This window comes from Streptomyces populi, assembly GCF_002911015.1.
In the GTDB taxonomy this organism is placed as follows: Bacteria; Actinomycetota; Actinomycetes; order Streptomycetales; family Streptomycetaceae; genus Streptomyces; species Streptomyces populi.
Genome location: NZ_KZ626993.1, coordinates 1 through 17,221, shown reverse-complemented (window position 1 = coordinate 17,221; position 17,221 = coordinate 1). Strand labels below are relative to the sequence as shown.

Genomic DNA, 17,221 nt, shown 5'->3' with positions numbered 1-17,221 from the left:
CGGGCCCGAGCCGACCCGGGTCGTGTACGCCTTGAGGATGCCGATGACCCGGCTGATCTTGGTCGGGCCGACGCCGGCGCCCGTGCAGGCGCCGCCCGCGGTCGGGTTCGACGACGTCACGAACGGATACGTGCCGTGGTCGATGTCCAGCAGCGTGCCCTGGCCGCCCTCGAAGAGCACGACCTTGTCCTGCTCCAGCGCCTGGTTGAGGACCAGGACGGTGTCCGCGACATACGGCTGGAGCCGGTCCGCGTAGCCCAGCAGCTCCTCGACGACCTGGCTCGCCTCGATGGCGCGGCGGTTGTAGAGCTTGGTGAGCAGCTGGTTCTTGACCTCGAGGGCCGCCTCGACCTTCTGGGTGAGGATCGACTCGTCGTAGAGGTCCTGGATGCGGATGCCCACACGGTTGATCTTGTCCGCGTATGTCGGACCGATCCCGCGCCCGGTGGTGCCGATCTTCCGCTTTCCGAGGAAGCGTTCCGTCACCTTGTCGACAGTGACGTTGTAAGGCGTGATGATGTGAGCGTTTCCGCTGATCAGCAGCTTGGAGGTGTCGACGCCGCGCTCGTTGAGTCCGTTCAGCTCGGAGAACAGGACGGCCGGGTCGACGACGACTCCGTTTCCGATCACCGGAGTGCACTCCGGCGTGAGGATTCCGGAAGGGAGGAGGTGGAGGGCGTATTTCTGATCACCCACGACTACCGTGTGGCCGGCGTTGTTGCCGCCCTGGTAGCGCACCACGTAGTCCACGGATCCACCGAGCAGGTCGGTGGCCTTTCCCTTGCCTTCGTCACCCCACTGAGCACCGAGCAGCACAAGTGCGGGCACAGGCGTACACCCCTTCCGGGCGGGGCATGTCCAAGGTCGGGGGCGTACGCGGCCGGCTGTTGCTACGGCTGCGCACACCGGCGACCACCATTGGCCGCGACCGTCGACCGGATGCCCCGGAATAGACGAAGCCCCTGGCGCAAAGGCGCAAGGGGCTCTTGCAGAAAGATGCTACCCGAGGAAGCGAGGCAGGACCGAGGTGGCGGCTTCCGACCAGCTCCTGGTGGTCATCGACCCGGTCGCCCGACGGACGGACGGCGAGTCCGTCCGGATCGCGAAAGACGTGCTCAGCGCGGGCGCGGCGACGAAGGTGTGCCTCCCGGAAGGGCCCGAGGAATTCGCGCGGGCGCTGATCCGCCGGGGTGCGCGCCGTCCCGTCGTCGTCGGTGACGACGGCGCCCTGCTGCGGGCGGTGTCCCTGCTGCACCGGCGGCGTGAACTCGCCGCGTGCGCGTTGTCCTTCGTGCCCGTGGGCGGTGTGTCGTCGCTGTCCGGTTCGCTCGGCGTGCCGGTGGGGGCCGTCGCCGCGGCCAGGGCGGTCCTCGAAGGGGCCGAACGGCGGCTCGACCTGCTCGTGGACGACAGCGACGGCGTGGTGCTCGGCGCGCTGCGCATCCCCTCGCTGCCCTCCCGGCCGTCCGCCCCCGTACCCGCGGGAGCGCCCGGGGAGGAGACCGGCGGGCATCCCTGGCTGCGCACCTGCCAGTCCCTGGTGCGGACCCTCGCCTCCCGGCCGTCCCGGCTCGCCTCCGCGCCCGCGACGGGGCCCTCCCGGCTGCGGATCGAGGTCGACGGGGTGTGCGTGGTGGACCTGGACCAGCCGGTGGAAGCCGTGTCCGTGACACCGGGGGAGGCGGGCTGCGGCGCCGAGATCGAGGTCCGCGCGGTGTCCGCGGGGGCCGGGTCCTCGCCCCTGCGGCTCCTTGGCCACAAGGTCACCGTCTCCGGCGCCGACTTCCGCTACCGCGCGGACTCCGTGGTGAGCGGCCCGGTCCGGACCCGTACCTGGACGGTACGGGAGTCGGCCTGGGGCCTGACCCTGCCGGCGAGGACCTGACGGAACGGGGCCGACGGCCCTCATGACACCGCCCTGCCGGGACAGGGGCCGGGATCGCCGGGCGGGAGGGGGCTGGTCCGCGGCGGCGCGGCGGCGGGACGGCGGCGCGGCGGTCCGCGGCGGCGGGACGGGGTCGGGGCGTCTGGTTGGAGTCAGGGCGTCCGGTCGGGGTCGTCAGGCGTCGTCGCCGAACAGCTTCTCGCGGTGGGCGCGCCAGCGTTCCATCATCGCGGCGACCTCGCCGTCGATGAACTCGAAGAACGCGAGGGTCTCGGAGAGCCGCCGCCCGGCGGGGGTCGCGGGACCGAGGGAGTCGACACCCGCGCGCAGGGCGGTCTCCCAGCGCTTGAGCACCGCGTCGCGGTTGGTCAGCGCCTCGTACCACTGGTTGCTGTGCACGCGGTACCGCTCGCGCCGCGAGCCGGGTTCACGCTCGCGCGAGACCATGTGCTGCTGCGCGAGGTAGCGCACCGCGCCGGAGACGGCGGCGGGACTGACCTGGAGCTGCTCGCCGAGTTCGGCGGAGGTCATGGCACCGGAGTCGGAGGCCAGCAGCGCGGCGAAGACACGGGCGGGCATCCGCTGCATCCCGGCCTCGACCAGCTGGGCCGCGAAGCCCTCGACGAACTGTGAGACCGCCTCCGGGTCCCGCTCCCTCGCGCTCGGTTCCGCCATCTGTCGATCATCTCCCCTGCTCACGCATCGCCGTCGAGTGTATCCAGGGTTTATACGTTTCCTTAACTTCACAAATTTCTGAAAGAAGCGTACGTTCGGGCCATGACGAAGGCAATCAGCGTCGCCGGACTGCACAAGTCGTTCGGCACGACGCACGCGCTGGACGGCCTGGACCTGGAGGTCGAGGCCGGTGAGGTGCACGGCTTCCTCGGCCCCAACGGCTCCGGCAAGTCCACCACCATCCGGGTCCTGCTGGGCCTGCTGCGCGCCGACTCGGGCACGGCCCGGATGCTGGACATGGACCCCTGGGCGGACGCGGTCGAACTGCACCGCCGGGTCGCCTACGTCCCCGGCGACGTCACCCTGTGGCGCAACCTCTCCGGCGGCGAGGTCATCGACCTCTACGGGCGGCTCCACGACGGGGGCCGCGCCCGGCGCGGCGGACAGGGCGGCGGACGCACCGGCGGCCTCGACCCCGCGCGGCGCGCCGACCTGATCGAGCGCTTCGAACTCGACCCCACCAAGAAGGGGCGCACCTACTCGAAGGGCAACCGCCAGAAGGTCGCCCTCGTCGCCGCCTTCGCCTCGGACGTCGACGTGCTCATCCTGGACGAGCCGACCTCGGGCCTCGACCCGCTGATGGAGGAGGTCTTCCAGAAGTGCGTCCGCGAGGAGCGCGACCGGGGCCGCACGATCCTGCTCTCCTCGCACATCCTGAGCGAGGTCGAGGAACTCTGCGACCGCGTCAGCATCATCCGCAAGGGCCGGACCGTCGAGAGCGGCACCCTCGCCGACCTGCGCCACCTCACCCGTACCAGCGTCACCGCCGAACTCACCGGCCCGCCGAACGGGCTGGCGTCCCTGCCCGGCGTCCACGAACTCGACGTCCAGGACACCGGGGTCCGGCACGACGGGGTCCGGTGCAAGGTCCGGTTCCAGGCCGACAGCGACAAGCTGAACGCCGTCCTCAGGTCGCTGACCGACTCCGGCGTCCGGTCCCTGACCTCGACCCCGCCGACCCTGGAGGAGCTGTTCCTGCGGCACTACCAGGACGACGTCCGGACGGCCGTCCCGGCGGACGGCCAGGCGGGCGGCCGGACGGACGGCCGGGCGGACGGATCCGGGGAGACGGTGGCCCGATGACCGCCACGACCACCCCCGCCCCCGGCGCCTTCGCCGCGCGCGTCGGCGGCTCCCGCCCCCTGGCCGGCACCGGAACCCTGCTGCGCTTCGCGCTGCGCCGCGACCGCGTGATGATGCCGCTGTGGATCGGCGTGACCGCGCTGATGGTGCTCTCCCTGCCGGCCTCGCTGAAGTCCGTCTACAGCACCCCGGCCGAACGCGCCGCCCTGGCACAGCAGATGCTCGCCAACAACTCCCTGCGCGCCACCTACGGCCCCGTGTTCAGCGACTCCCTCGGCGGACTCACCGCCTGGCGCATCGGTGTCTACGCGGGAGTCCTCGCCGCGATCATGAGCCTGATCGTCGTCGTGCGGCACACCCGGGACGAGGAGGAGAGCGGGCGCCAGGAGCTCGTCTCCGCCGCGATGGTCGGGCGGCGGGCCCCACTGACCGCCGCCCTGCTCGCGGCGCTCGTCGCCAACGGCGTCCTCGCCCTGATCGTCGCGGTCGGCCTCGCCGGACAGGGCGGTGCGGGCGCCCTGGCGCTGGGGCTCGCGATCGGCGCGACCGGGACGGTCTTCGCGACCATGGCCGCGATCGTCGCCCAGCTGACGGAGAGCGCGCGGCTCGCCAAGGGGCTGACCGGCGCCCTGATCGGCGCCTCCTTCGTCCTCAGGGCGGCGGGCGACTCGGCGACCGACGACGGCTCGTCGGTGCTGACCTGGATCTCACCGCTGGGCTGGCTGGAGAACCTCCGCGCCTTCGCCGACGAACGCTGGTGGGTCCTGCTCCTGTTCGCCGCGGCCGTCGCCGCGCAGGGCGCCGCCGCCTACGCGCTCGCCGGGCGGCGCGACGTGGGCATGAGCTTCCTGCCCACCCGGCCGGGACCCGCGACCGGCCGCCTCGGCACCGCCGGGGCACTGGCCTGGCGGCTGCAGCGCGGGACGGTGCTCGGCTGGAGCCTCGGCTTCCTCGCGGCGGGCGCCGCGTTCGGCGGCATCACGAAGGGGGCCGCCGACCTGGTCGGCAGCAACGCCAAGACCCGCGAGATCATCGAGCGGATGGGCGGGCAGGCCGGGCTCACCGACGCGTTCCTCGCCGCCATGGTGAACATGCTGGGCATGGTCGCCGCCCTCTACATCGTCTCCTCCGTGCTGCGGCTGCACGGCGAGGAGACCTCGCAGCGCGCCGAACCCCTGCTCGCCGCCGCCGTCGGCCGACTGCGCTGGGCCGGCGGACACCTCGCCATCGCCTTCGGCGGCACGGTCGTCGTCATGCTGCTCGGCGGACTCGGCCTCGCCCTCGGCTACGGCTCCGAGTCCGGCGCCGTCCTCGGCGCCTGTCTGGTCCAGGTCCCGGCGATCTGGACCCTGGGCGGCCTCGCCGTCCTGCTGTACGGCCTCTCGCCCCGCCTCGCCCCCGGCGCCTGGGCCGCGGCGGGTCTCGCCCTCCTCCTCGGCTGGATCGGCCCCGCCCTGAAGGTCCCGCAGCCCGTCATGGACCTCTCCCCCTTCGGCCACCTCCCGAGGCTGCCGGGCGACACCATGTCCTGGACCCCGGTCCTGGTCCTCACCGCGGTCGCGGTGGCCCTGACGGCAGCGGGACTGGCGTGCCTGCGCCGCCGGGACCTGGCGACGTGAGAGGCGGTACGCCCTGACAGGACCCGGGGGTGACCCGGCCCACGACGGCCCGGCGGCGCGACCGTCGACGCACCGGGCGGCGCGACCGTCACCTGAACGGCGGTGCGGCCCGTCGAAGCGACGGCCGCGCCGCCGGGCGGGGAACGGTGGCGGCCCTCAGGCCTCCGCCGTCAGACCTCCACCGGCAGGGCCTCCAGTCCGCGGATCACGAAGTTCGGCTTGCGGACCGGTTCCGCGGCGAGCCCGAGGCCGGGGGCCTTGGTCAGGAGCGCGCCCATGGACGCGGCCAGCTCGATCCGGGCCAGCGGAGCGCCGATGCAGTAGTGGATGCCCGCGCTGAAGGAGATGTGCGGATTCTCCGCCCGGGACAGGTCCAGCGTGTCCGGGTCCTCGAACACCGCGGCGTCACGGTTCGCGGAGCCGAAGAGCATCGCGATCTCCGCGCCCCGCGGAACCGTCGTGCCGTCGATCTCGATGTCGTCCAGCACCCAGCGCTCGAACAGCTGGAGCGGGGTGTCGTAGCGCATCAGCTCCTCCACCGCCGTGGGGATCAGCGCGTGGTCCGCCCGCAGCCTCGCGAGCTGCTCCGGATGCCGGAACAGGGCCCACCAGCCGTTCACCGTGGCGTTGACCGTCGCCTCGTGCCCCGCGTTGAGCAGCAGCACGCAGGTGGAGATCATCTCCTGCTCGGTGAGCCGGTCGCCCTCGTCGTGCGCGGCGATGAGCCCCGAGATCAGGTCGTCCCCCGGCTCCTTGCGCCGGGCCTCGATCAGCCCCCGCAGGTACTCGGTGAACTCGACCGAAGCCCGCACCGCCTTCCGGGCCGCCTCCTCGGACGGGTTCAGTTCGTACATCCCGCAGATGTCCGCCGACCAGGGACGGAGCGGCGCCCTCTCGGACTCCGGGACGCCCAGCATCTCCGCGATCACCGACACCGGCAGCGGCTCCGCCACATCGGTCAGCAGATCCCCGCCGCCCGCCTCCACCAGCCTGTCGACCAGCTCGCCCGCCAGCCCCTCCACGTACGGCTTCAGCCGCTCCACCGTGCGCGGCGTGAACGCCTTCGACACCAGCCGCCGGATCCGCGTGTGGTCCGGAGGCTCCAGGTCGAGCATCCCGTGGTCGTTGAGCACGTGGAACGGCTCGTGCTCCGGCGGCGGCGCCGTCCGCCCGAAGTCCTCGTGCGTGAACCGGTGCCGGTACGTCCGGCCCAGCCGGCGGTCCCGCAGCAGGGCCGAGACGTCCGCGTGGTGCGGCACCAGCCACTGGTTCGTCGGCTCGTAGTAGTGCACCCGGCCCCGCGCACGCAGTTCCTCGTAGGCCGGGTACGGGTCCGCCACGAAGGCCGGATCCCACGGGTCGAAGGCCCGCGAACTCTCCAAAGCTGCCATGAACGGACGCTAGCCCGGCCCACCCCCCGCTGACCAGGGGCGTCCCGGGCGGGGGACCTGAACGGCGGCCTTCGACACGGGCCCGCGTCACCTGGGGGTGACCAGGCGCGCCTCGTACGCGAACACCGCCGCCTGCGTCCGGTCCCGCAGCCCCAGTTTCACCAGGATGCGGCTCACATGGGTCTTGATCGTCGACTCCGCGACGACGAGCCGCTCGGCGATCTCCGCGTTCGACAGACCCTGCGCGATCAGCACCAGCACCTCCGTCTCCCGGTCGGTCAGATCCCCGTACGCCGCGTGCGCCGTCGCCGGCAGCCGGGGTTCCTCCGCCAGCTTGGAGAACTCCGTGATCAGCCGTCTGGTGACCGAGGGCGCGAGCAGCGCCTCCCCGGCCGACACCACCCTCACCCCGTCGGCGAGCTGGCGGGCCGAGGCGTCCTTGAGCAGGAAGCCGGACGCCCCCGCGCGCAGCGCCTGGTACACGTACTCGTCGAGATCGAACGTCGTCAGCACCAGCACCTTCGCGGCGCCGTCCGCGGCGACGATCTCGCGGGTCGCGTCGATGCCGTTCATCTCCGGCATGCGGATGTCCATCAGCACGACGTCCGGCTGCAGCTCACGCACCCGGTCGACCGCCTCCCGGCCGTTGACCGCCTCACCGACCACCTCGATGTCCGGCATCGCGCCGAGCAGCACGGAGAAGCCCTCGCGGACCATCATCTGGTCGTCGGCGATCAGCACGCGGATCGCCCGGCCCGTACCGCCCGTCATGCGGTCCCCTCCCCCGACGGCACCGGCAGGAACACCACCACCTCGTACCCTCCGTCGTCCGTGGCGCCCGTCGTCATCTCGCCGTCCAGCATCGTGACCCGCTCGCGCATGCCCGTGATGCCGTGCCCCGCGCCGTGCGTCGACTTCTCCAGGGCCGTCACCGGCACGGGGCCGTTGACTATGCGCAGGCCGAGCCCGCCGAGGACATAACCGATCTCGACGCGGGCCGAGGCCCCCGGTGCGTGCCGCAGGGTGTTGCTGAGGGCTTCCTGGACTATCCGGTACGCCGACAGTTCGACGCCCTGCGGAAGCTCGCGCACCGCGCCGGTGACCGCCTTCTCCACGGTCAGGCCCGCGTCCCGCACGTTGGCGAGGAGCCCGTCCAGATCGGCGAGCGTGGGCTGCGGAGCGTCCGGCGCCTCGTAGTCCTCGGCTCTGACCACGCCCAGCACACGGCGCAGCTCGGTCAGCGCCGCCACCGCGTTCTCCCGGATCGTGACGAAGGCCTGCTCCAGCTCCGGGGGCGGGTTCTCCACCCGGTAGGGCGCCGCCTCCGCCTGGATGGCGACCACCGACATGTGGTGGGCGACCACGTCGTGCAGTTCGCGGGCGATCGTCGTGCGCTCTTCGAGCAGTGTGCGCCGGGACCGCTCCTGTGCCGTCTCCGACTGGTGGGCCGTCACCTCCTGCTCGGCCTCCCTGCGGATGTTCAGGACCGTGACGATCAGGAGGGCGAGCGCGGAGACGAACAGGAGCGGGAACGTGTTGGCGCTGTAGTAGCTCCCGCCGAAGAACGTCTCGGCCACCAGGCTGTACGCGGCGGTCAGCAGCCACATCCAGGCCGCGACGCGGGGGCGCGACCGCAGGGCGACGACCGTCAGCACGGTGACGTGCGCCAGGAAGCTGCCGGGCGCCCACGGCCATTCGCTCCAGGAGTTGCTGAACACGGCGACGACCGGGACCGCGGCCATCGAGAGCCAGAAGGCGCCGATCGGGCGGATGAGGGTCGCCAGGACCGGGAGCAGGGCGAGGAGCCCGCACAGCAGCTGTGTGACCGGGCTCTCGCCGGGGCCGCCGACGCCGCTGTAGCCGGCCGCCATCGCCAGCAGGCCGGCCGCGGCCACCGTCGCGTGCGGGGTCCAGGCCGCGTACGCGCGCAGGCTTCCGGACAGGCGGCGGGTGATGGGACCGTCCGTGCGCATGCGGCGGAGCGGGCGGTAGGCGAAGGCGTCGTGGAACATGTCCTGCCGCAGGCCGCGCACGGCGTCCGCCGCGAGGCGGTACTCCGGGCTGCGGGGCTTGGCCCCGGCACCGCCGGGGGGCGGGGACGTCATCTGCGTCTGGGTCGTCTCGGTCACGTTCAGAACGGTAGGGCCGGGCGGGGGGTGCGGTCGTCACCTGCGAGGAGGGTCCTCGGGGGTCCGTCTCAGGTACTACGGGTAAGGCTCCGTGGCGCCCTCCGCGGGAGGGTGGGTGCGGGTCAGTAGCCCGTGGGGCGGACCAGGCCCGACTCGTAGGCGAAGACCGCCGCCTGGGTGCGGTCGCGCAGGCCCAGTTTGACGAGGATGCGGCCGACGTGGGTCTTCACGGTCTGTTCGGCCACCACCAGGCGCTGGGCGATCTCGGCGTTGGAGAGGCCCTGGGCGATGTGGGCCAGGACCTCGGTCTCGCGTTCGGTGAGGTCGCCGACCCGTTGCTTGAGGGGGGTGCGCGGGGTGGAGCCGAGGCGGGAGAACTCGGCGATGAGGCGGCGGGTGATGCCGGGGGCGAGGAGGGCGTCGCCGGCCGCGATCACCCGGACCGCCTCCGCGAGCTGATCGGCCGAGGCGTCCTTGAGGAGGAAGCCGGAGGCGCCGGCCCGGAGGGCTTCGTAGACGTACTCGTCGAGGTCGAAGGTGGTCAGCACCAGGACCTTGACGTGCGGGGTGTCCGTGGTGATGCGACGGGTCGCCTCGATGCCGCCGAGTTCGGGCATCCGGATGTCCATCAGGACGACGTCCGGGGCGAGTTCGGCGACCTTGTGGACGGCGTCGAGCCCGTCGACCGCCTGGCCGATCACCTCGATGCCCGGACGGGTGTTGAGCAGCACGGTGAATCCCTGGCGGACCATCTGCTGGTCGTCGGCGATCAGTACGCGGATGGTGTCGCTCACGGTCGTCATGGTGTCTCTTCTCCTCGCGGGCCTGTGGGGGTGTCGTCGGTCCGGGCGGTGGCGTCGGTGGGCGCGGTGCCGTTGCCCGGGAGGAAGGCCACCACCGCGAACCCCCCGCACGACGTCTCCGAGGTCACGAGGGTGCCACCCAGCATCGCGACGCGCTCCCGCATGCCGAGCAGTCCGTGTCCGGCGCCCGGGGACGGCGGGGCGGGGTGCCGGGGCCGCGAGTTGACGACCCTCACCTGGAGGCCCCGGGGGAAGTGCCAGAGCTCCACCTTGACCGCGGAACCCGGCGCATGGCGAAGGGCGTTGCTCAGCGCCTCCTGGATGATCCGGTACGCCGACAGCTCCACGCCCGGGGCCAGGGGGAGCTGTTCCCCGGCGATCTCCGTGGTCACGTCCAGTCCCGCGGCGCGGGTGTTCTCGACCAGGGCGTCGAGACGGCTCAGCGTGGGCTGCGGGGCGTCCGGTGCCACGCCCGCTCCGGTGCCGAGGCCGTACGGGTCCTCCGGATTCTCCGAACGCAGCACTCCGAGCACCCGGCGCAACTCGGTCAGCGCCTCCAGGGCGTTCTGCCGGATGCCCTCCAGGTTCTCCTTCAGCTCGTCGGTCGGATTCTCGACCAGGTGCGGGGCGACCTGTGCCTGGATGGAGATCACCGACATGTGGTGGGCGACCACGTCGTGGAGTTCGCGGGCGATGCGGCTGCGCTCCTCCAGGACCGTGCGGCGGGCGCGCTCCTCCTCGGTCAGCGAGGCCTGCTCGACCAGTTGGGTGCGGGCCTCGCGGCGACCGCGCAGCGCCGTGCCGAGGAGGACGACGGTGGCGAAGACGATCACCGCCGGCGCTCCCGTCGGGTGGTAGGACGGTCCGCCGAGCAGCGCTGCCGGGGGGTACGTGGGTCTGGTGGCCAGGCCTTGCAGGACGTAGGTGGCCAGAGCGGTCAGTGACAGCGCGCCGACGGCGACGCGCGTGGGGGTCCGCAGGGCGAGCAGGAAGAGCACGACGGCCTGCGCCGTCATCGTGGACGAGCTCCACGGCCAGTCCGTTCCCAGTGCCGGGCCGGGGACGTCCGCGACCACGGTGGCGCCCAGCGACAGCCACCAGGCCGGTACGGGGCGCCACAGCGCGAACGCGACGGCCGCGCCCACCACGAAGCCGCTGAGCGTGCCCAGCGGGAAACCCAGGTGGTGGCCGTCGCTCAGCTCGTCCATGGCCGCCAGCCCGAGCCCGAGGGCGATCAGGCACACCACGACGTGCGGCAGCCGGTTCAGCCGACGGGGCCGGGACAGCGGCGGCAGCGGCGCGGCCGCCGGCACCGCGAGCTCGGTCAGGATCCCGCGCAGGAACGAGAGAAGCCGGAGAGGGACCTGGGCGAGCGCCTGTGCGCGCCCACCGCCACGGCGGCCGCCGCCGACGGACACGGCGGCCGGGGCCGAGCCGGTCGGAGCCGGAACGGTGGAGGCAGGAACGGTGGGGGCAGAGATGGTGGAGGCAGGAACGGTGGGGGCAGAGATGGTGGGGGCAGGGGGCTCGGGTCTGGGTGAGGGCGCGTCAGAGAGCTTTGGCTGCTCGCCGATCGGGGGCCGGTACTCCTCGCTGGTCACGTCGTCGACCCTAGGCACGAGGGGACGCCTTGGGTGTGGGCCGGCCGGGACCGCCTCGGACGCGATGGACGCGGACGACCAGGGAGGGGCGGCCGGTGGGGCGGCGGGGTCCCCGCTCATGGACGCTGAAGGCGAACCAGCACAGGGTGAGAGCGCAGCCGAAGACGGGCAGCCAGGCGAGTCTCACGGCCACCCAGGCCAGGGAGTCGGGGGTGGTGTGCAGGCCGGGAAGTCTGCCCGCGAGCAGACCGAGGGCGGTCACCGCCATCAGGGACGTCTGGTGCCAGAGGAATATCGTCATCGCGGAGAGGTTGGCGAAGGCGGTGCCCGCCCAGACCACCGGGCGCCGCATCCCCCGGCGCAGCGGCTCACGCAGCATCAGGGCGAGTCCGCACTGGGCCAGGCCGAAGGTGACCGCGGCCAGCGTCGGCGGGTCCAGATTGGAGACCGCGGCCCCCGGTATGCCGACCATGGACGCCGGATAACCGGCCCACAGCACCAGGGCGGCCGTCGCCACCGCGCCGCCGGCGAACAGCAGCCGGCCCGCGCGCGGCCCCTCCAGTTCGCCCCGGGTCCAGGCCGCGCCCAGGGCGTACGGAACCAGCCAGCCCGCCGCGACGTTCACCCAGCCGAGCCACGCCGGGCCGCCGAAGCCGAAACGTACGACGTCCACGTGGAGGACGACGGTCAGCGGCCACAACGGGTTCAGCCGGGTGAGCAGCGGTGTCGCCGCGGTCAGTCCGGCGAAGACGACCAGGAACCAGAGCGGGGACAGCGCCAGTTTCACCAGGGTGTGGACCGTGCGGAAGTCGGCGCCGGACACGAGGAGGCAGCCGGTCGCCACCGCCCAGAGCGTCAGCACCGCCGCCACCGGCCTCAGCAGACGTTCCGTGCGGGCGCGCAGCCACTGTCCGTACGTCGTGCCGCGGGACCGCGCCGACGCGTAGCTCTTCGTCGCCACGTGGCCGCCCACCAGGAAGAACACGGCGAGCGTCTGGAAGGCCCAGGAGACCGGGGTCAGCCAGGGCATGTACCGCAACGGGCTCGCCGTGCGCAGCGCGCCGCCGTCCGCGACGAGCGCCGTCACCAGCCAGTGGCCCAGGACCACACCCAGGATCGCGAGGGCGCGCAGGGCGTCCACCGCGCGGTCGCGCTCCGCGGGGGTGGCCCGGTCGACGCGGTGGATCGCGGTCCGCAAGCCGGTCAGGGCGGTCGTACCGATCGTGCCGGTCGCGCCTTTCGGGGCGGTCGTACCGGTCAGGTCACGCACGGGTCACCTCCGAGGTGTCGCCGAGGACGATGCGGGTGAGGTTGGCCAGGGACTCGGAGCCCGGCGCGAAGTAGTCGCTGTGCCCGGCGGCGCCGGCCCGGAAGACCCGGGCGCCGAAGGACGGGGACACCGGGTCGGTGCCGAAGCCGACGGTCGTGCCGAAGAGGCCGAGGCTCGTGTGCGGGACGTGAGCGACCCAGTCGGCGGAGCCCCGGGCGGCCCAGATCCGGGCGGAGGTGCCCAGCGCGGAGGCCGAGGACGCTCCGGTGCCCGGACTGCCGAAGACGGCGATGTCGCTCACGTCCAGGCCCGGGGCGGCACAGCCGCAGACCACCGTGCCGTAGGAGTGGCAGAGCAGGGAGAGGTGCGCCGACCGGCCGACGACCGCGCGCACTTCGCGCAGGAACGCCCTCAGCCGGGGAGCCGCGTCCTCGGCGCGGTCCGGCGTCAGGACCGTGGTGCTCACGGTGCCCGGCGTCTCGTACCCGAGCCAGGTGAGGACGGCTCCGCGCGGGCCGAGCCGGTCGTGCAGGGCGAGGGCGCCGGCGCGGAAGCGGCCGTACGTCTCCAGTGTGGTGTCCGAGCCCGGGACCAGGACGGCCACGCGGTCGGCGCGGGCGAGATCGCCGAAGACCTCGACGGCCCGGCCGGTGCCCCGGCCGTCGAAGAGGAGGAGACGCCGGGAGGGCGCGGCCATGGCACGGTCGGCGGCGGCGCGGGTGCGGTCGCCGTGGTCCGCGGCCATCCGGGCCGCCTCCGCGGCGTCCGCCCGGTTCGCCTCGTACGCCCGGTCCAGGGTCGACGCCGACAGCGGTGGGAGGACCGCGGGCGCGGGCGCGGGTATCTCGGGGCGCGCGGCGGCGGACACGGGAACGACGACCGCGGCCGTGACCACCGCGGCGAGCAGCGTCCGGCGCAGCCGACGGGCGAATCCCGTCCGGCGCGGCCGACGGGCGGTCCGGTCCCCGGACCGGGGGCACGGAGCCGCGGAGGTGTCCGCTCCCCCCTCGGCAGCCGGCTTCGTCCGGTGGTCCATGGTGTCCTTCCCTCCCCGCCCGCCCGTTCATCGGGCGCCACTGGAAGGGAAATTACGGATCGTCACCTGTCGTCCGCGTCCCGCTGCGGACCTCATTCGAGAGGTAGCTCTCAGGTATTACGGGTATGACCGGGGTGCGGAAGGCTGGGCCAACTCGCTTTGCCTTCAAGGCACTTGAAGTGCCTACCAGGCCAGTTGGGCGATCTCCTCCGCCACCACGGCACAGGCGTCGGCGGACGGGTCGATCAGGGGGAAGTGGCCGACGCCCTCCAGCAGCGTCAGACCCACCACCTCGCCCGCCTTGGCCGCCGCGTCCGCGTACGACTCGGCGACCGCCTGCGGGACGACGACGTCGGTGCGGCCCTGGACGAGCGTGGTGGCGATACCGGTGGGGAGCAGCCGCACCGGGTCGGCGTAGGGCAGGCGTTCCGCGAACGCGGCTTCTCCGCCCAGGAGTTGGCGGGAGGCGCCGCCGCACACGTCGAGTTTCTCCGCGACCTGGAAGTCGGCGATCGGGGCGAGGGCGACGACACCGCGCAGGGGCGCGGGACCGTCGGTGCGCCAGGGCGCGTCGGCGGGCAGCAGGTGACGGGCCGCGGCCCACAGCGCCAGGTGTCCGCCCGCCGAGTGGCCGGTGATCACCATGCGCCCGGGGTCGGCCCCCGGGAGCGCCCGGCGTACGAGTGCGGGCAGCGCGTCGAGCGCGGCCGCCACGTCGTCGAAGGTGTCGGGCCAACGGCCGGCGACCGGAGCCCCGGCGGCGGTGCCGTCGGCCTCGGTGCCGCCCCGGCTCCCGTCCCCTCCACGGCGGTACTCGAGGTTCGCCACGGCGAATCCGCGACGGGTCAGGAAGTCGGCGAACGGGGTGATGTGACGGCGGTCGTACGGAGCGCGCCAGGCCCCGCCGTGCAGGACGGCCACGACAGGGGCGGGGACCGCCGGATCGGGGTCCCGCGGGGCGTAGAAGTCGATCACCTGGTCCGGGTGGTCGCCGTACGCCATGGTGGCGTCGGGGTCCACGGCCGGGTGCGAGAAGGCGGACGCCTCCTCGGCTGCGTCGCGCGCGGCGGCGGCGTCGGCCCGGGATGCGACGTCGTCCTGCATGCTCCAACCTCTCAGCGGGGGAACGGATTTGACGGGTGAGGAAACGATTCGGCCGTTCGCGGGGACGGTATCAGGCCAGTGACGTGGGTCGACAGCAGGCTGTCACGCCCGGTCAGGGGTGACGGTTCCCCTTCCGGCGTCCCCCTTCCCCCTCTCTCCCCCCCGGGCGGGGCGGGTACCCGGCGCACGGGCAGGGGCGGAGGGAATTCGCCCCCTCCGCCCCTGCCCTTCCCGTACCCGGGGCTCCGCCCCGGACCCCGCTCCTCAGACTCCGGAGGGGCTGGAATCTCCCAGGACCTCCGCCAGGACCCTCGCCGCCCGTTCCGCGTCGGCGAAGCCGACGTACAGCGGGGTGAAGCCGAAGCGGAGGATGTCCGGGTGGCGGAAGTCGCCCACCACGCCGTTGTCGATCAGGCGCTTCATCACGGCGCCCGCGTCCGCGCAGCGCAGGGCCACCTGGCTGCCCCGCTCCGCGTGGGCGGCGGGGGTCACGGACTCGACCCGGCCCTCGGGGACGTACGCCGCGACGCACTCCAGGAAGAAGTCCGTCAGGGCCAGCGACTTGGCGCGGACGGCCTCGATCGAGACGCCGTCCCACACCTCCAGCGCCGCCTCCAGGGCCAGCATCGACAGGATGTCCGGCGTGCCGACCCGGCCGCGCAGCGCGCCCGGCGCGGGCTCGTAGGACGAGCTCATGGCGAAGGGCTCGGCATGCGAGTTCCAGCCGGGCAGCGGGGAGTCGAAACGGTCCTGGAGGTCCGCGCGGACGTAGAGGTACGCGGGCGAACCGGGTCCGCCGTTCAGGTACTTGTAGGTGCAGCCGACCGCCAGGTCCACCCCGTGCTCGTCGAGACCGACCGGCAGGGCGCCCGCGGTGTGGCACAGGTCCCAGACGGCGAGCGCGCCCGCCGCGTGGATCGCGGCGGTCAGGGAGGGCAGGTCGTAGCACCGGCCGGTGCGGTAGTCGACGTGGTTGAGCAGCACCGCGGCCGTACGGGGGCCGAGCGCCGAGGACAGCTCGTCCGGGTCGACCGGGCGCAGCTCACAGCCCGTCATCCGGGCCGCCGACGCCGCGATGTACCCGTCCGTCGGGAACGTGATCGCGTCGACGAGGATCTCGTCGCGCCCCTCGCCCGCCAGCCGCACCGCGCCCACCAGGGCCTTGAAGACGTTCACGCTCGTCGAGTCGCCGACCACGATCTGCCCGGGCGCCGCGCCGACCAGGGGGGCGATCCGGTCGCCGATCCGCTCGGGCGCGGTCCACCAGCCGCTCTCGTCCCAGGAGCGGATGCGCAGTTCGCCCCACTGCCGGCGGACGACGTCCTCGACCCGGCCGGGGACCTCGACGGGCAGCGCGCCGAGCGAGTTCCCGTCCAGGTACACCACGTCGTCGAGCACGAACCGCTTGCGCAGGGCGGCGAGTTCGTCCGCCGCGTCGAGTTCCGCCGCTCGCGCGACGAGGGCGGACACCTGGGTTCGCTCAGACATAGGACCTCGCTGTCCACAGCTCGGGGAACACGTTCTTCTGCGCGCGCTTCTCCAGCCAGGCGACCCCGGCGGAGCCGCCGGTGCCGGTCTTCGAGCCCATCGCCCGTCGGGTGGCGACGAGATGGTCGTTGCGCCAGCGCCACACCAGCTCGGCGACATCGGTCAGCGCCTCGCCGAGACGGGCGAGTTCGTCGCTGTCGTCACCGGCGTACAGGGCCGTCCACACGGCCTGCACCTCGGGCGCGGGCTCGTAGCGGAGCGACACGTCACGCTCCAGCACGGAGGCCGGTACCGCGTGCCCGCGCCGCGCGAGCAGCCGCAGGACCTCGTCGTACAGGCTCGGCTCGTGCAGCGCCTTCTCCAGCTCGGCGTACACGCGCGGCGCGCCCCGGTGCGGGACGAGCATCGACGCGGACTTCTCGCCGAGCAGGAACTCCATGCGCCGGTACATCGCCGACTGGAAGCCGGAGCCCTCGCCGAGGGCCGAACGGTAGGAGTTGAACTGCGCGGGCGTGAGCTGTCCGAGCGGACGCCAGGACGCGTTGAGCGCCTCCAGCTCCCGTACGGACCGCTTCAGCGCGGCCACCGCGACGGGGACGTCGTCCGCGCGCAGCGCCTTGGCCGCGGTCTCCCACTCGTGGACGATGACCGTGAACCACAGCTCCATGACCTGGGTCGTCACCAGGAAGACCATCTCTCCGGGATCGTCGGAGAGGGTGTGCTGGAGGTGGGTGAGCACGTCCGCCTGTACGTAGTCCTCGTACGGTGTCGTGCCCTGGAAGTCGAGATGCGGGGTCTCGGGCTCCTGCGCCTCGCCGGGCTGAGCCTGGTGGGACATCGCTGTCTCCTGAATCGTGCTCCGGGTAGCGGTCCGCCCCTGCCGTTACCGACACGGGGGCCCCGGTCCCCACCGGGCATCCTCCACAATCGTCCCCCGGAATCGCAAGACCCGCCTGGTCACACCGGGCGGAGCCGCTTCCCGGCGTCGCTCCGGCCCGTCACCGGTCCTCGACGCGCAGGTACACCGTCACCCTGCGGCCGCGGACCTGCTCGTCCGCCACCGGCGTGAAGTACTTC

15 protein-coding genes are annotated in these 17,221 nt (G+C 73.1%); 3 read left to right on the top strand and 12 right to left on the bottom strand.

Going from position 1 to position 17,221, the window contains the following annotated elements:
- On the bottom strand, positions 1-828 hold an 828-nt coding region (locus CW362_RS39265), incomplete at its 3' end, for an adenylosuccinate synthase (protein ID WP_103554374.1).
- A 199-nt stretch (positions 829-1,027) separates the two neighbouring features.
- On the opposite strand from CW362_RS39265, the gene CW362_RS39260 reads away from it, so the two are divergent.
- Complete coding sequence (locus CW362_RS39260; protein WP_103554372.1) at positions 1,028-1,885, top strand: diacylglycerol kinase family protein; 858 nt, start codon at positions 1,028-1,030, stop codon at positions 1,883-1,885.
- Positions 1,886-2,059: 174 nt separating this feature from the next.
- On the opposite strand, the gene CW362_RS39255 is transcribed toward CW362_RS39260, so the two are convergent.
- Positions 2,060-2,560, bottom strand: a complete 501-nt coding sequence (locus CW362_RS39255; RefSeq protein WP_103554371.1) for a GbsR/MarR family transcriptional regulator — start codon at positions 2,558-2,560, stop codon at positions 2,060-2,062.
- A gap of 102 nt (positions 2,561-2,662) precedes the next feature.
- On the opposite strand from CW362_RS39255, the gene CW362_RS39250 reads away from it, so the two are divergent.
- Both CW362_RS39250 and CW362_RS39245 read left to right on the top strand, forming a co-directional pair.
- Entirely contained in the window at positions 2,663-3,703 is a 1,041-nt protein-coding gene (locus CW362_RS39250; RefSeq protein WP_103554370.1) for an ABC transporter ATP-binding protein, read from the top strand.
- Complete coding sequence (locus CW362_RS39245) at positions 3,700-5,322, top strand: ABC transporter permease (protein WP_103554369.1); 1,623 nt, start codon at positions 3,700-3,702, stop codon at positions 5,320-5,322. Before CW362_RS39250 ends, CW362_RS39245 begins: the two co-directional genes overlap by 4 nt.
- Positions 5,323-5,492: 170 nt before the next feature.
- On the opposite strand, the gene CW362_RS39240 is transcribed toward CW362_RS39245, so the two are convergent.
- From CW362_RS39240 to CW362_RS39195, 10 genes are all read right to left on the bottom strand, one after another.
- Positions 5,493-6,713 carry a cytochrome P450 gene (locus CW362_RS39240; protein ID WP_103554368.1) on the bottom strand — a complete coding sequence of 407 codons (1,221 nt, stop codon included), beginning with the start codon at positions 6,711-6,713 and terminating at the stop codon, positions 5,493-5,495.
- Between the two features lie 87 nt (positions 6,714-6,800).
- Complete coding sequence (locus CW362_RS39235; RefSeq protein WP_103554367.1) at positions 6,801-7,484, bottom strand: response regulator; 684 nt, start codon at positions 7,482-7,484, stop codon at positions 6,801-6,803.
- The gene (locus CW362_RS39230; RefSeq protein WP_206301205.1) at positions 7,481-8,842 is read right to left on the bottom strand and encodes a sensor histidine kinase; all 1,362 of its coding nucleotides are present in this window, start codon (positions 8,840-8,842) and stop codon (positions 7,481-7,483) included. The genes CW362_RS39235 and CW362_RS39230 overlap by 4 nt, the downstream gene beginning before the upstream one ends.
- Positions 8,843-8,964: 122 nt before the next feature.
- Entirely contained in the window at positions 8,965-9,645 is a 681-nt protein-coding gene (locus CW362_RS39225; RefSeq protein ID WP_103554366.1) for a response regulator, read from the bottom strand.
- Positions 9,642-10,958 (bottom strand): sensor histidine kinase, encoded by a 1,317-nt coding sequence (locus tag CW362_RS39220; protein WP_240658290.1) that lies wholly within the window; start codon positions 10,956-10,958, stop codon positions 9,642-9,644. The genes CW362_RS39225 and CW362_RS39220 overlap by 4 nt, the downstream gene beginning before the upstream one ends.
- 298 nt (positions 10,959-11,256) lie before the next feature.
- Positions 11,257-12,507: an acyltransferase family protein gene (locus CW362_RS39215; protein ID WP_206301206.1), complete on the bottom strand. Its 1,251-nt coding sequence runs from the start codon at positions 12,505-12,507 to the stop codon at positions 11,257-11,259.
- Between the two features lies 1 nt (position 12,508).
- Positions 12,509-13,552 (bottom strand): alpha/beta hydrolase, encoded by a 1,044-nt coding sequence (locus CW362_RS39210; RefSeq protein WP_103554363.1) that lies wholly within the window; start codon positions 13,550-13,552, stop codon positions 12,509-12,511.
- 183 nt (positions 13,553-13,735) lie between these two features.
- Entirely contained in the window at positions 13,736-14,656 is a 921-nt protein-coding gene (locus CW362_RS39205; RefSeq protein ID WP_103554362.1) for an alpha/beta hydrolase, read from the bottom strand.
- 264 nt (positions 14,657-14,920) lie between these two features.
- The gene (gene kynU / locus CW362_RS39200) at positions 14,921-16,144 is read right to left on the bottom strand and encodes a kynureninase (RefSeq protein WP_167455659.1); all 1,224 of its coding nucleotides are present in this window, start codon (positions 16,142-16,144) and stop codon (positions 14,921-14,923) included.
- Complete coding sequence (locus CW362_RS39195) at positions 16,137-16,982, bottom strand: tryptophan 2,3-dioxygenase family protein (RefSeq protein WP_103554360.1); 846 nt, start codon at positions 16,980-16,982, stop codon at positions 16,137-16,139. The genes kynU and CW362_RS39195 overlap by 8 nt, the downstream gene beginning before the upstream one ends.
- Positions 16,983-17,221 lie beyond the last annotated feature (239 nt).